The following is a 13,463-nucleotide window of genomic DNA, read 5'->3' as shown; positions in this document are numbered from 1 at the left end:
CTAAACGATTGGTATAGCGAATAGAAAGATATTGAACACCTCTATCGGAATGATGAATCACATTCTTTGGCATACCTCGATCGTGCAATGCTTGCTCCAATGCACCAAGCACCATATCTGTATTCATACGTGTCGATACTTTCCATCCAACAATTGCTCGTGAGAACACATCAATAATAAAGGCGGTATAGATCCAGCCTGAATTTGTTTGAATATACGTGAAGTCATCGACCTGAGCACTGCTTCGCAAGGGTCAGGATGATCAGCATTAAAATTCCGTTTCACTAAATCATCTGCTCGTTTTTGGTCATCTCGGTTACGGGTGGTTTGTTTATTCTTACCACGCCAAACACCTTGTATACCTAGCTTCTGCATCAATCGAGCAACTCTACAACGTGCGATAACATAACCTTAACGTTTCAATTGTTGCCAGACCTTACGCACACCGTATCGACCTGAACTTTCTTTCCAAATACGTTTAATTTGTTCAGCATGATGCTCATCATGTAGATCTCGTTTCGCTCGATGTTCCCTTGCGAAGCAATGCTTCTCATCAGCGAGATCTAAAGTTCGGTAATAGGTAGAAGCCGCGATCGGTAAAATCCTACAAATCGCATCAACACTATATCGATCTTTATTGTTATGGATGAAATCCACCATTATTTGTGTGGGCGGTCGAGCTCCGCCTGGGCGAAAAAAGCGGCTGCTTTACGTAGAATTTCGTTAGCACGTTGCAGTTCCTTATTTTCGCGTTCCAGTTGTTTAATACGCTCTTGATCTGAAAGCTGCTGTACTTTAACTGGATTTTGTTTATCTAAATATTTTTGATGCCAGGCACGAAGTGTTTTAGGAGTACAGCCAATCTTAGGTGCAATTGCGGTGATTGCAGCCCAATACGATGGATAGTCTCTCAGAATATTGACTCTCCGACAAACCCGGTACGGTTCACTCTATTTACCTATTATCCAAAGCCATCTGAATTATTTTTATTTTGATTATTCCAATCCAAAATTTTATGTGGGTTACAATGTGGGACAAAAGCACAAGCAAGGAAAAAGCCCTTGCAAATACAAGGGCTTATCTTAAAATTTGGCGGAAGCGGTGAGATTCGAACTCACGGAGGACTCACACCCTCGTCGGTTTTCAAGACCGGTGCATTAAACCGCTCTGCCACGCTTCCATGTGCGCCATAATACGAAGCTTTTTTCCATCTGACAAGTAAAAATTACATTCAAGTGACTCAAACGAATATTGTTTCATCAAATGTTTAAAGTTTGGCGGCCAATTCAGCACCTTCGCGAATGGCGCGCTTGGCATCCAGTTCCGCCGCCAGTTTTGCCCCGCCAATAATGTGATACTGCGCCAAGGTCTGCTGGCCATTTTCCGGCATAATCTCTTTGACCGATTCCTGCCCGGCACAGACCACCACGGTATCGACTCGCAATAACTGGTCATGGCTATCCATTTCTACCCACAAGCCTTCATCACCAATGGCTTTATATTGCACCCCGCGTAACATGCGTACGCCGTGCTTTTTCAGTTGTGCACGATGCACCCAGCCGGTGGTTTTACCTAAGCCGGCACCCAATGGCGTGGTTTTACGCTGCAACAAATAAATTTCACGCACAGGGGGATGAATTTCCGGTGCCTGCATACCGCCTTCAGATACATAGTGTGGATTTAAATCGACGCCCCACTCGCGTTTCCAGTCCTCCACAGGTTGCGGCTGTGGCTGCTGCTCCGGTTTTAATAAAAACTCGGACACATCAAAGCCAATGCCGCCAGCGCCAATTACCGCCACTTTATGACCGACAGGCGCGCCATTGAGTACTTCGGCATAAGACAGAACTTGGGGTAAATCGCTGCCCGGAATATTGAGTGTACGTGGCACCACACCAGTGGCAACAATCACCTCCTCAAAACCTTCACGTTCCAGCTGCTCGCGGTTAACTTTGGTATTCAGACGTACATCTACGCCAGTTTTTTCCAGCTGCACCTTAAAATAGCGGATGGTTTCGTGGAATTCTTCTTTGCCCGGAATCACTTTGGCCAGATTAAACTGCCCGCCGACATCGGCATTGGCTTCAAATAATGTCACCTGATGACCACGGCCTGCAGCCACCGTTGCAGCAGACATACCAGCGACTCCACCGCCCACCACGGCAATCCGTTTTGGCTGTTTGGTTTTAACATAGACCAGTTCGGTTTCATAAGCAGCACGCGGATTGACCAGACAGGTCGCGCGCTGGTTTTTAAAGGTATGATCCAGACAGGCCTGATTACAAGCAATACAGGTATTGATTTCATCGACCCGGTTGGTGGCTGTTTTATTGACCCAGAAAGCATCGGCCAGTAAAGGACGCGCCATCTGAATCATGTCGGCTTTGCCCGCTGCCAGAATTTCTTCGGCCGTATCTGGCATATTAATCCGGTTAGAAGCAATCACCGGAATCGACACTTGCTGTTTCACGGCTGCGGTGTAATCGACAAACGCCGCGCGCGGCACCGAAGTCACAATGGTCGGAATACGCGCTTCATGCCAGCCAATACCGGTATTCAGTAAAGTCACACCGGCCTGTTCCAAAGCTTTGGCTACCGTGATGACTTCATCCATAGTGTTGCCATCATGTACCAGATCCAGCATCGACAGACGGAAACAGATAATAAACTTATCGCCAATTTCTGCACGAATGGCTTTGACAATTTCCACAGCAAAGCGCATTCGGTTTTCAATCGGGCCACCCCAACGGTCATTGCGCTGATTGACATGACGGCTTAAAAACTGGTTTAGCAAATAGCCTTCAGAACCCATGATTTCCACGCCATCATAACCGGCTTTTTTGGCCAGACTGGCGGTTTTCACATAGTCCTGAATGGTGTTTAAAATCTGTTTATCGCTGAGTTGGCGCGGTTTAAATGGTGAAATTGGCGATTTAATCGGGCTAGCCGACACCACAAAAGGCTGATAGCCATAACGGCCGGCATGCAGAATCTGCAACAGGATTTTGGCGCCATGCTTATGTACCGCATGTGTCACCAGTCGATGCGGTGCAATATCCCCCAAGGTATTCATGGTGCCGCCGGCCGGTAATAACCAGCCCTGACGGTTCGGGGAAATCCCGCCCGTAATAATCAGGCCAACGCCGCCTTTGGCACGCTCACCAAAATAGGCCGCCAGTTTCGGATAATTATAAAAACGGTCTTCCAGACCGGTATGCATGGACCCCATCACCACCCGGTTTTTCAGGGTAGTAAAACCTAAATGTAATGGACTGAGCAGATGTGCATAGCTTGTTGTCATCATGTATTCCTGTACGCTGGCTTTGCAACTTGTTGCATAATACTGTAGCGATTTTTTATTATTTGTTTATGGCATTTTCAAAAAATTATCATGACAAACTGCCAATGTCAGTTCTGCCACTGCTTGCTGCTGCTTTTCCATAGTGCAATTGCACCGAGCACCGTGCCAATTGGAAAGCTTAATAACATTAGCACGGCCAAAATACGCGACAGTGTGCGTCCTTCACCATCGCCCCGTTTCACTTTTAAACAGGCGCTGATATTCAGATAAATCAACAGCAGCATCAAGGCCATCACAATCACTAAATTGACTGTGGCAATACTGCGCTGCTGATATTCCAGATACAGGAACACCACCGCACTAAAACTGAGTAAACCGGCATAAATACCATGAACCAGCGCCAGGGTTTCATTGCGGTTATTGTTGGAGATCAATGGGGGCGGTGTGACATTGGGCTGCATCGGCATTTCCTCTCTGTGGATATAAATTGTTCTATCATACTCAAGCCAGGAATGGGCTGCTGTGGCCGAAAATAAACTGAAACCGATGAAAAAAGTCTAACTTTTTTCAGAAAGCAAATTTTTCAGAAAACATCGTTTCGGAAAAGTGCTACAATAGCGCCATTTTCGAATTCTCCTTGGCCACCATTTTGGTTGCCTATATTCATAAGTTAGGACTCGCAATGACTGATAATGCAACGATCTTGCAAAGCGTACCAGTAGGCAAAAAAGTGGGTATCGCCTTCTCTGGTGGTCTAGATACTTCTGCTGCTTTATTGTGGATGAAACAAAAAGGCGCTGAACCTTATGCCTACACAGCAAACTTAGGTCAGCCAGATGAAGATGATTACGATGCTATTCCGAAGAAAGCAGAAGCCTATGGCGCAGTAAAAGCACGCTTAATCGACTGCCGTTTACAGCTTGCACTTGAAGGTATTGCTGCAATTCAGTGTGGCGCGTTCCACATTTCAACAGGTGGTGTGCCTTACTTCAACACCACACCACTGGGCCGTGCCGTTACCGGTACCATGCTGGTTACTGCCATGAAAGAAGATGACGTGAACATCTGGGGTGATGGCTCAACCTATAAAGGTAACGACATCGAGCGTTTCTACCGTTACGGCTTACTGACCAACCCGGCGCTCAAAATTTACAAGCCGTGGTTAGACCAGACCTTTATTGATGAGCTAGGCGGCCGTGCAGAAATGTCACAGTTCCTGATCGACAACGGCTTTGACTATAAAATGTCAAAAGAAAAAGCCTACTCGACTGACTCGAACATGCTGGGTGCAACGCATGAAGCTAAAGATCTGGAATACCTGAATGCCGGTATCAAGATTGTTGAGCCAATCATGGGCGTTGCGTTCTGGAAAGATGACGTTGAAATTGCACCTGAAGAAGTTTCAATTACCTTTGAAGAAGGTTTCCCGGTTGCACTGAATGGCCGTCGTATCGAAGATCCGGTAGAGTTCATTCTGGAAGCCAACCGCATTGGTGGCCGTCACGGTCTGGGGATGTCGGATCAGATCGAAAACCGTATCATTGAAGCGAAATCTCGTGGTATTTACGAGGCTCCGGGTATGGCGCTGCTGCACATTGCTTACGAGCGTTTAGTGACAGGTATTCATAACGAAGACACCATCGAACAATACCGTATTAACGGTTTACGTTTAGGCCGTTTACTGTATCAAGGCCGCTGGTTCGATTCTCAAGCACTGATGCTGCGTGAAACTGCACAGCGTTGGGTTGCGAAAGCCATTACTGGTACGGTGACTTTAGAACTGCGTCGTGGTAATGACTACACCATCATGAATACTGAATCTGAAAACCTCACCTATGAAGCTGAGCGTTTGACCATGGAAAAAGGTGATTCAATGTTCACGCCAATGGACCGTATTGGTCAGTTAACCATGCGTAACCTGGACATTACCGATACCCGTCAAAAACTTGGCATTTATACCGGTGCTGGTTTACTGGCCGTGGGTACAGGTTCTGCTGTTCCACAATTAAAAGACAAGAAATAAGTTGTCTCTATGAAAAAACCGCCTTCGGGCGGTTTTTTTGTGCTTGCTGTTTGGGATTTATTCCAGACCCTGCAGAATATCGCTGACCTGCGCGGTCTGATAATAAATCTGGTTCCGGCCGAGTTTTTTCGCCCGGTACAGCGCCTGGTCGGCACGGCTAATCAGATCATCCTTGGAAATCTCGAGCTCGCCTTTATACACGGTAAAACCCAGGCTGATGGTAATAATATCGGATACACTGGATTTTTCATGCGGAATGGCCAGCCGTTCAATTGCCCTAAAAATATTTGACGCCACCGCATAAGCACCATGCGCATCGGTTTCAGGCAGCAACACCACAAATTCTTCGCCACCATAGCGCGCCACAAAATCCATATGCCGGATCGCGTCTTTAATGGATTTGGCCACTGATGAAATGACTTCATCACCTTTTTGATGGCCATAAAAATCATTAAACAGCTTAAAGAAATCGACATCAATAAATAGCAAGGACAAGGGCCGTTCATCATGCCGCGCCTGCTCATAATAGCTGTTCAGCATTTCATCAAAGTTGCGCCGGTTCGACACTTTGGTCAGTGCATCATGCTGGCTTAAATGCAGCAATTCTTCACTGTTAATCCGGTTAATTTTCTCGCCGAGTTTCGCCTGCTGCATCACCAGAAAGATCATCCGCTCTCGGGTACACAGCATTTTACTCATTAAAAAACCCATCACTACGCTGCCGATGAGCACCCGCGCCATCACCATCACATCAATTGGAATGTAAAAGGTAAACAGCATGACCATGGTCATGACTGCCGCCATTAATCCGGTCAGCAGCATATGAAATGGTTTTACCCCGGTCAGCACATAGCCCATGATGTAAATGATACAGATGATCATCATGGCCTGATATTTCAGTGCTTCGGTATACACGGTCATGGTGAGCCAGGTCATCGACAGGATGGCCCAGAACACCAGCGCCATGGCGGCATAGGCAAAATAGCGCCGCAGGATTTTATAATGCGCAAAGAAAAACAGCGTCAGCAGACACAGACCACCATTGAGTAGCCCGAGCAGACAGCGGATAAAATCATGCCAGAAATGTTGCGGCTGGATAATCCAGTAATCCCCGGGAATGACCAGCATGGTCAGAATAAAATAGACCAGCACCCCCGACCAGAAATACTGGTTAATATTATGCCGGGCACGCTCCAAATACTGCTGCCAAAATTCCTGTTCCAGCTGTTTCGGAAACACCTGACCCGCGCTGCGTCGTTGCCGGGCAATCAGTGCCTCTATTTTTTCCTTGTCGTATTGCAATTGGACAAGCTTATATTTGTATTCCATTGACATAAAATATAATTTTTATAGTCGCTTAAAAATAACACAAAATGATAAAAATTAATTCAATATAAGGCATCTTTTGTCTAGATTTGACGTTATCATTGTCAGGTTTATAGATTATCATTCCATTTATTTTTCGATCGGCATCACCTTGAATACGATTACTCTTTTACAGCCAGATGACTGGCATGCTCACTTACGTGACGGTTTAGCATTAAAACGTACAGTTCCAGATCTTGCCAAACAGTTTGCACGTGCGATCTGTATGCCGAATCTTGTCCCGCCTGTAAAAACCGTGGAAGAAGCGATCAGCTATCGTGAACGCATTATGGCGCATGTGCCAGAAGGCGTGGCGTTTGATCCGCGCATGGTACTGTATTTCACCGATCAGACTTCGCCAGCCGAAGTGAAAAAAATTAAAGACTCCGAGCATGTCAATGCCATCAAGCTGTATCCGGCTGGTGCGACCACCAACTCGGACAATGGGGTCAGCGACATCCGTAAAGTCTATGCGGTGATTGAACAGTTAGAAGAACATCAGGTGCCGCTGCTGTTACACGGCGAAGTGACCCATCAGCATGTCGATATTTTTGACCGTGAAAAACGCTTCCTCGATGAAGTATTGGCACCTTTATTAAAACAGTTCCCGAAACTGAAACTGGTGCTAGAACACATCACCACCAGCGAAGCAGCACACTTTGTCCTGGAGCAGGACCGTAACGTAGCGGCTACCATTACTCCGCAGCATTTGCTGTTTAACCGCAATGACATGCTGGTTGGTGGAGTTAAACCGCACTTCTACTGCCTGCCTATTTTAAAACGTCAAACCCATCAGCAGACTTTGCTGGAAGTGGCGACCAGTGGCAACCCGAAATTCTTCCTCGGAACCGACAGTGCGCCGCATTCTAAAAATGCCAAAGAAAATGCCTGTGGCTGTGCCGGCTGCTATAGCGCACCAACCGCCATTGAGCTGTATGCGCAAGCCTTTGACCAGGTCGGTAAACTGGACCGCCTAGAAGGTTTTGCCAGCCACTTTGGCGCAGACTTCTATGGTTTGCCGCGTAATACTGGTACGATTACCCTGGTTAAAGAAGACCAAGTGATTCCTGCAAGTTTAGACTATTTGGATGGTGAACAGATTGTTCCGCTATATGCCGGTCAAACCATCCAATGGAGAAAAGTGTGACAGACGAAACTCTACCTTTAATTGGTCAGCGTTTCCGTGGATTCTTACCTGTTGTGGTCGATGTCGAAACAGCAGGTTTTAATTCGCAAACCGATGCCTTACTTGAAATAGCCGCCATTCCGATTGTGTTTAATGCGGAAGGCCATTTTGTTCCGGGTCAGGCCTATCATGCGCATATTAATCCGTTTGAAGGGGCCAATCTGGACCGTCGTTCACTCGACTTTATCGGGATTGATCCGTTCAACCCGATGCGTATGGCCATGGCTGAAGATGAAAAAACGGCGCTGAAACGTATTTTTAAATCCGTGAATGAAGTGCGTCGCCAGCAAAACTGTACTCATGCAGTGCTGGTCGGCCACAATGCGCATTTTGATCTGGGCTTTTTACAGGCGGCCATTGCCCGTACCAGTACCAAAAACCAGAATCCGTTTCATAGCTTTTCCGTACTCGATACCGTAACCTTAAGCGCGGTGATGTTCGGTCAAACAGTACTGGCCAAATCCTGTATTCAGGCCGGCATTGAATTTGATGGCAAAGAAGCGCACTCTGCCCTGTACGACACACAAAAGACCGCGGAACTGTTCTGTTATATTTTAAACAAACTCACCCCGCATCTACTTGACACCTTGGTGGCGGATCAATAAGATACCGCCATCTTCTAAACGTCCCTATCGTCTAGAGGCCTAGGACATCGCCCTTTCACGGCGGTAACCGGGGTTCGAATCCCCGTAGGGACGCCATCTCATTTCTCTCCCCTCCTGTTTGTTATTCATTCTTCTTTGCACAGCACTGTTGTTTATTTAAGCTGTTATTGCAAATAATTCTCATTTCTATTGATTAAGCCCATCAAGTTAATGATAATCGCTTGCATTATCTTTTACAAAAAACACATCTCATGCGTTTTGCCTATTCCAGCTTGTCTGTGGCCATTTTAAGCAGCTTCAGCTCCCTTAGTTTTGCTGAACAGATTCAAGAATCAGAACCTACCACCCTCTCTCCCTCGCTCAAACTGTCGACCATTGTGGTCGAGGCCAAAGAGGAAAATGCGCTGGGAAAAACAGTCTATAAACAGGAAGATTTAAAGAAAAGCCCGAATAGCAGCAAGAACATCACCGACTTTTTAAAGGTGAATCCGAACGTGCAGCTAGGTCACCGCTTTCGCAGCAGCTTGCAGCAAGGTGAACTGAACGCGGCCGATATCAGTATTAATGGCGGATTGGCTTACGATAACAAGATTCTGATCAATGGCCTCGCCATCAACAATACGATTAATCCGGTGGGGGCACAGCAATCCAATCATCCTAACCAGCTGATGGGCAATTCACAGGCTGCTGCCATCAATACCGACCTGCTGTGCAAACTGACAGTGTTAGACAGTAATGTCGGGGCGGAATATGGAGAATTTACCGGCGGCGTGATTTCTGCCGAAACCTGCGCACCACAAACCGAAATTGGTAAAATTCACGGTTCGCTCAGTTATGACTACACCTCAGATGCCTGGTCAAAAGTCAATTTCCCCTCTCAGGACAGCCGGGATGCTTTTGAAGATTCGAGCGATGAGTCGGCACAGCCCTACTTCACCAAACAGGGCATTAGCCTGAACAGTTATGGTCGGCTCAGTGAGCAATGGGGTTTTAATGCCTTTGCTTCATACCGGCATTCAGCCATTCCCTTAAAAACAGATTTTGCCGAATCAGGGCAATTTGAACAGCAGCGTCAGGCCCGCAATGCCGGTGTGGAATTATTTTATGATCCCTCTGAACGTATCTCGTTTAAGCTGGGCGCAAGCTTTTTGGAAAATGATGGACTGTATTTTAAATCCAATATCCGTGATTCTGAATCGACTCAACACTCGAACAGCCAGAACCTGTATTTTAATCTGAACAACCAGCTCGACAGTGTCTTGCTGACCCAGCAGCTGAACTATCAACGCCAGCAAGCAGGACGTCAGGCCGCCCAGAACCACTATAGCTGGCTCAACTCGAGCAGCAAAAACTGGGGCAAGGACAGATATAGTTTCGAAGGTCATATGGGTGGCTTAAAGCAGCAAGAAAGCCGGCTGGAATACACCATTAAAGCCCTGTTTGAGCCGATTGAAACCGCATCTTTACGGCATCAGTTTAAAATCGGGGCCGGCTATGGCCATTATGCTGCTTACTGGCAACGTCCTGAAACTGCCCATGTATATGCCACGCCTTTAAATTTAAACGGCGCCGACTGCCAGTCTGATAGCGGCACTCTATATGATGCCTGTGATACTGCACCGAGTCTGGATGGTAAATATCAAGGCCAGTATTTAAGTAGCAAAACCAGCTATTATGCTGGTCAGCTGGATATCCATCAGGATCGCTGGCATGCCTTTATTGAAGACCAGATTCACTGGAATCACTATCTGACCGCGACCTTGGGCTTCCGGAATGACTATGATTCTATCCATAAACAGAACAATGTTGCCCCCAGAACCGCGCTAGAAATCCGTCCTTTTGGCAATGAGTGCCTGACCCTGTTGGGTGGCTGGAACCGCTATTACGGGCTGAACGCATTTGTGAATGAACTGAATGACCGGATTGACCAGTTTGAGCAAAAATATACACGCGCGCAGCTGGAACAGGGCTGGACACCCAAAACCGCAGGAAAAACCAGTTTCACCTATCGCTCCAAGCTAAAAACCCCGTATAGCGATGAAACCGTACTCGGCCTGAGTTCCAAACTGCACAATACCGCACTCAGCCTGAAATGGGTCAACCGTGACAATCAGGACCAGTTACGCAAAACTAAAATGAATCTGGAAGATCTGAGTTATAGCTATGACAATCGCGGTCGCTCTGCATCCGATATTTATTCGCTTTCTATTCGTAACCTGGCGCCACTGGCATTTTTAGGCGCACAGCATCGTCTGGCCCTGAATGCCGACTATACCGAAACCACGCGCAATTTTGATCATTACGACAGCACCGATATCCTGACCGCCACCCTACAAGTCTATTATAAAGGGCAACTGATTGATGCCGAGGACCGCCCTGCCCATGAGTTTCATGTGCCGTGGACCGTGCGCCTGAACTGGGAGATGCAGTTTGACCGCCTGCCGCTAACGCTCAGCCATTTCCTGAGTTATCAGGGCAAAGTCAATGCCCTAAAGCGTGAGGCCAAAGGCTATACCGATGCACAAGGTGTGCAGCATGATGCCTATACGCCGTACACCACCCGGAACAAGTTTTATTGGGACTTAAAAGCCAGCTACCGGATTCCATCTTTTAAAAATACCCAGACCATTTTGGGCCTGACCATCAACAATGTCACCAACCGCGCCAACAGCTTTATTGACAGCAGCGGCAGCGCTCAGCCCGACATTGGCCGGCAGTTTATTGCCGATGTGACCTTTAAATTCTAGCGTGGAAACATACACAGGCTTGCGCTTTTGACCTGTGCATCCGCTATAATTGCAGTAATTTCCCATGCTGTTTTATAAGACAATGTTAAAAAAGATTTTTCTGGTTCTGATTATTTTGCTGCCTTCAGCACTTTATCTGTACATTGTGTCGCGTGATAGTAAAGCACCGCAAGCGCCCACACCGGCTGAACAGGCCGCGCCGCAACCACAAGCGCCTGAGTACCAAACCCCGGACCACTAAATGTGGTCTTTTTTATCTCCAGTACGATGAGTCGTGCAGATGCTCATTGGTTAAAATCCAGTGCAGATTGAAGTGCTTATTAAAAACCGGGTGGCCATCATCAAACGATAAATTTTCCAACAGCCTAAACAGATACTTTTTAGACAAATAAATCCAAATCGTGGAATTATTCCCGTCATCAAATTGACATCTTTGGGGCAAATCCCTAATATAGCCCTCACCTCGCAACGTCCCTATCGTCTAGAGGCCTAGGACATCGCCCTTTCACGGCGGTAACCGGGGTTCGAATCCCCGTAGGGACGCCATCTAAATCGCGCCAGACGATTACTTCTAACCCAATTGTTTTGATTATTGATTGCAGATTTGTAGTTTTTCTCTACAATAGCCTGCTTCTCTATTCTTTTATTCTCCTACTCTTATGCAGACATCTCATTCTCCGAATGATGCTACGCATCAGGGCAATTCTGCGCCTTTAAAACGCGCTATGAGTACTCGACATCTGGTTATGATTTCACTTGGTGGTGCAATCGGAACTGGTTTATTTTTAGGTTCGGGTGAAGTCATTGCACAAACGGGGCCTGTAGGTGCCATTCTTGCTTATTTTTTGGGCGGCGTGATCGCTTACATGGTTATGCTGTGTTTGGGCGAACTGGCTGTCCATATGCCTGAATCCGGTTCTTTTGGTGCTTATGCCAAACGTTATATTGGACCCGGAACAGGCTATACCGTCACCTGGCTGTACTGGCTAACCTGGTCAGTCACCCTGGGGACTGAATTTACCGCAGCCGCCCTGCTGATGCAGGAGTGGTTCCCGCACATCTCGATGTGGTTATGGACCATTATTTTTGGGGTATTTGTCTTTACCTTAAATATGGTGTCTAGCCGCTGGTTTGCTGAATCGGAATTCTGGCTGGCACTGGTCAAAGTCGTGACCGTGGTGGCCTTTATTCTGCTCGGTCTGCTGGCCATTTTCGGCGTGATCGGCTATCAGGGCTATGAATCTGCGCCGCTGTTTAGCAATTTAACCGCACAGGGCTGGTTCCCGGAAGGTTTATTCCCGATTTTCACCACCATGCTGATTGTGAACTTTGCCTTCTCTGGCACCGAACTGATTGGTGTGGCCGCTGGTGAAACCAAAGACCCGGCCAAAAACGTTCCAAAAGCCATCAACACCGCGATTTTCCGCCTGCTGATTTTCTTTGTCGGAACCATTCTGGTGGTGACTGCGTTATTGCCGCATCAGGAAGCCGGTCTGGCCGCTGAGGGCGTGAGTAGCAGTCCATTTGTGACCGTGTTCCAGCACATCGGGATTCCATACGCAGAAGATATTATCCGCTTCGTGATCATTACCGCCTTACTGTCTGCCGCCAACTCAGGTTTGTTTGCAGCATCGCGGATGATGTGGTCATTGTCGTATCAGAAGCAGTTGCCGCAGGTTTTCTCCAAGGTCAACTCGCGTGGTATTCCTTATGTGGCAGTGATGGTCACCATGCTGGGCGCAATGCCAGGCTTGCTGTCTGAGCAGTTTGCACCTGAGCTGATTTTTACCAACCTGCTCGGTATTGCGGCCTTTACCATGGTGGTGGTCTGGATGAGTATCTGCTTAAGTCATTTCAACTTCCGCCGTGAATGGTATAAACAGGGTCGTAGCGTGAAAGAGCTGGGCTTTGCCGCACCATTGTTCCCGATTGTGCCAATTCTGGGCTTTGTATTCTGTCTGATTACCTGTTTGAGTATGGTGTTTGATCCATCCATGCGCATCAGTTTCTTTGGCTGTTTAATCTTTATTGCAGCCTGCTATATCAGCTATTACCGTTTTTATCATAAAAAAATCTGATCAGGATTTGCAGTAAAGAGCGGCCCCGGCCGCATTGCTGTCCCACAATTTTTCACAAGAGGAAGCTCATTTGAGCTTCCTCTTGTTTTATGGGTATTTTATCGGGTGAAAATAAAGCTTTTAAAGTTCTTCTTTCAAACAAATTCACTTGAATTATT

Annotated in this window: 9 protein-coding genes, 3 tRNA genes, 1 pseudogene and 1 other annotated feature; of the genes and pseudogenes, 8 read left to right on the top strand and 5 right to left on the bottom strand. The window is 47.1% G+C overall.

The genetic code is table 11. From position 1 onward, the window contains the following. From FTU50_RS14255 to FTU50_RS14240, 4 genes and pseudogenes are all read right to left on the bottom strand, one after another. A pseudogene (locus FTU50_RS14255) lies at positions 1 to 911 on the bottom strand (IS3 family transposase); the annotation flags it as partial. Beyond that, positions 585 to 702 (bottom strand) — a sequence feature (AL1L pseudoknot). It overlaps the preceding pseudogene by 118 nt. Positions 912 to 1,090: 179 nt before the next feature. Beyond that, positions 1,091 to 1,180, bottom strand: a tRNA-Ser gene (locus tag FTU50_RS14250). An 87-nt stretch (positions 1,181 to 1,267) separates the two neighbouring features. Continuing rightward, complete coding sequence (locus FTU50_RS14245; RefSeq protein ID WP_180047397.1) at positions 1,268 to 3,304, bottom strand: NADPH-dependent 2,4-dienoyl-CoA reductase; 2,037 nt, start codon at positions 3,302 to 3,304, stop codon at positions 1,268 to 1,270. Positions 3,305 to 3,408: 104 nt separating this feature from the next. Further along, entirely contained in the window at positions 3,409 to 3,762 is a 354-nt protein-coding gene (locus tag FTU50_RS14240) for a hypothetical protein (protein WP_005179182.1), read from the bottom strand. Between the two features lie 221 nt (positions 3,763 to 3,983). On the opposite strand from FTU50_RS14240, the gene argG reads away from it, so the two are divergent. Further along, a complete protein-coding gene (gene argG / locus FTU50_RS14235) occupies positions 3,984 to 5,324 on the top strand; it encodes an argininosuccinate synthase (protein ID WP_005179184.1) in 1,341 nt (446 codons plus the stop codon). A gap of 57 nt (positions 5,325 to 5,381) precedes the next feature. On the opposite strand, the gene FTU50_RS14230 is transcribed toward argG, so the two are convergent. Further along, on the bottom strand, positions 5,382 to 6,653 hold the full coding sequence (locus FTU50_RS14230) for a GGDEF domain-containing protein (protein WP_005179187.1): 1,272 nt from the start codon (positions 6,651 to 6,653) through the stop codon (positions 5,382 to 5,384). A 148-nt stretch (positions 6,654 to 6,801) separates the two neighbouring features. Between FTU50_RS14230 and pyrC the strand changes: the two genes are divergently transcribed. From pyrC to FTU50_RS14195, 7 genes are all read left to right on the top strand, one after another. Further along, a complete protein-coding gene (pyrC, locus tag FTU50_RS14225) occupies positions 6,802 to 7,836 on the top strand; it encodes a dihydroorotase (protein WP_034597856.1) in 1,035 nt (344 codons plus the stop codon). Then, positions 7,821 to 8,480 (top strand): ribonuclease T, encoded by a 660-nt coding sequence (gene rnt / locus FTU50_RS14220; protein WP_075167718.1) that lies wholly within the window; start codon positions 7,821 to 7,823, stop codon positions 8,478 to 8,480. The genes pyrC and rnt overlap by 16 nt, the downstream gene beginning before the upstream one ends. A gap of 20 nt (positions 8,481 to 8,500) precedes the next feature. Next, positions 8,501 to 8,576 (top strand) — tRNA-Glu (locus FTU50_RS14215). Positions 8,577 to 8,731: 155 nt separating this feature from the next. After that, positions 8,732 to 11,227 (top strand): TonB-dependent siderophore receptor, encoded by a 2,496-nt coding sequence (locus FTU50_RS14210; RefSeq protein ID WP_180047396.1) that lies wholly within the window; start codon positions 8,732 to 8,734, stop codon positions 11,225 to 11,227. 82 nt (positions 11,228 to 11,309) lie between these two features. Continuing rightward, positions 11,310 to 11,468: a hypothetical protein gene (locus FTU50_RS14205; protein ID WP_005179197.1), complete on the top strand. Its 159-nt coding sequence runs from the start codon at positions 11,310 to 11,312 to the stop codon at positions 11,466 to 11,468. Between the two features lie 229 nt (positions 11,469 to 11,697). Further along, positions 11,698 to 11,773: transfer RNA gene (locus tag FTU50_RS14200), tRNA-Glu, on the top strand. Positions 11,774 to 11,886: 113 nt separating this feature from the next. Next, positions 11,887 to 13,305, top strand: coding sequence for an amino acid permease (locus tag FTU50_RS14195; RefSeq protein WP_005179201.1), 1,419 nt, complete (start codon positions 11,887 to 11,889; stop codon positions 13,303 to 13,305). The last annotated feature ends 158 nt before the right edge of the window (positions 13,306 to 13,463 follow it).

This window comes from Acinetobacter sp. YH12112, from assembly GCF_013418945.1.
Taxonomy (GTDB): Bacteria; Pseudomonadota; Gammaproteobacteria; order Pseudomonadales; family Moraxellaceae; genus Acinetobacter; species Acinetobacter indicus.
This window is presented reverse-complemented; position numbering and strand designations above follow the sequence as displayed.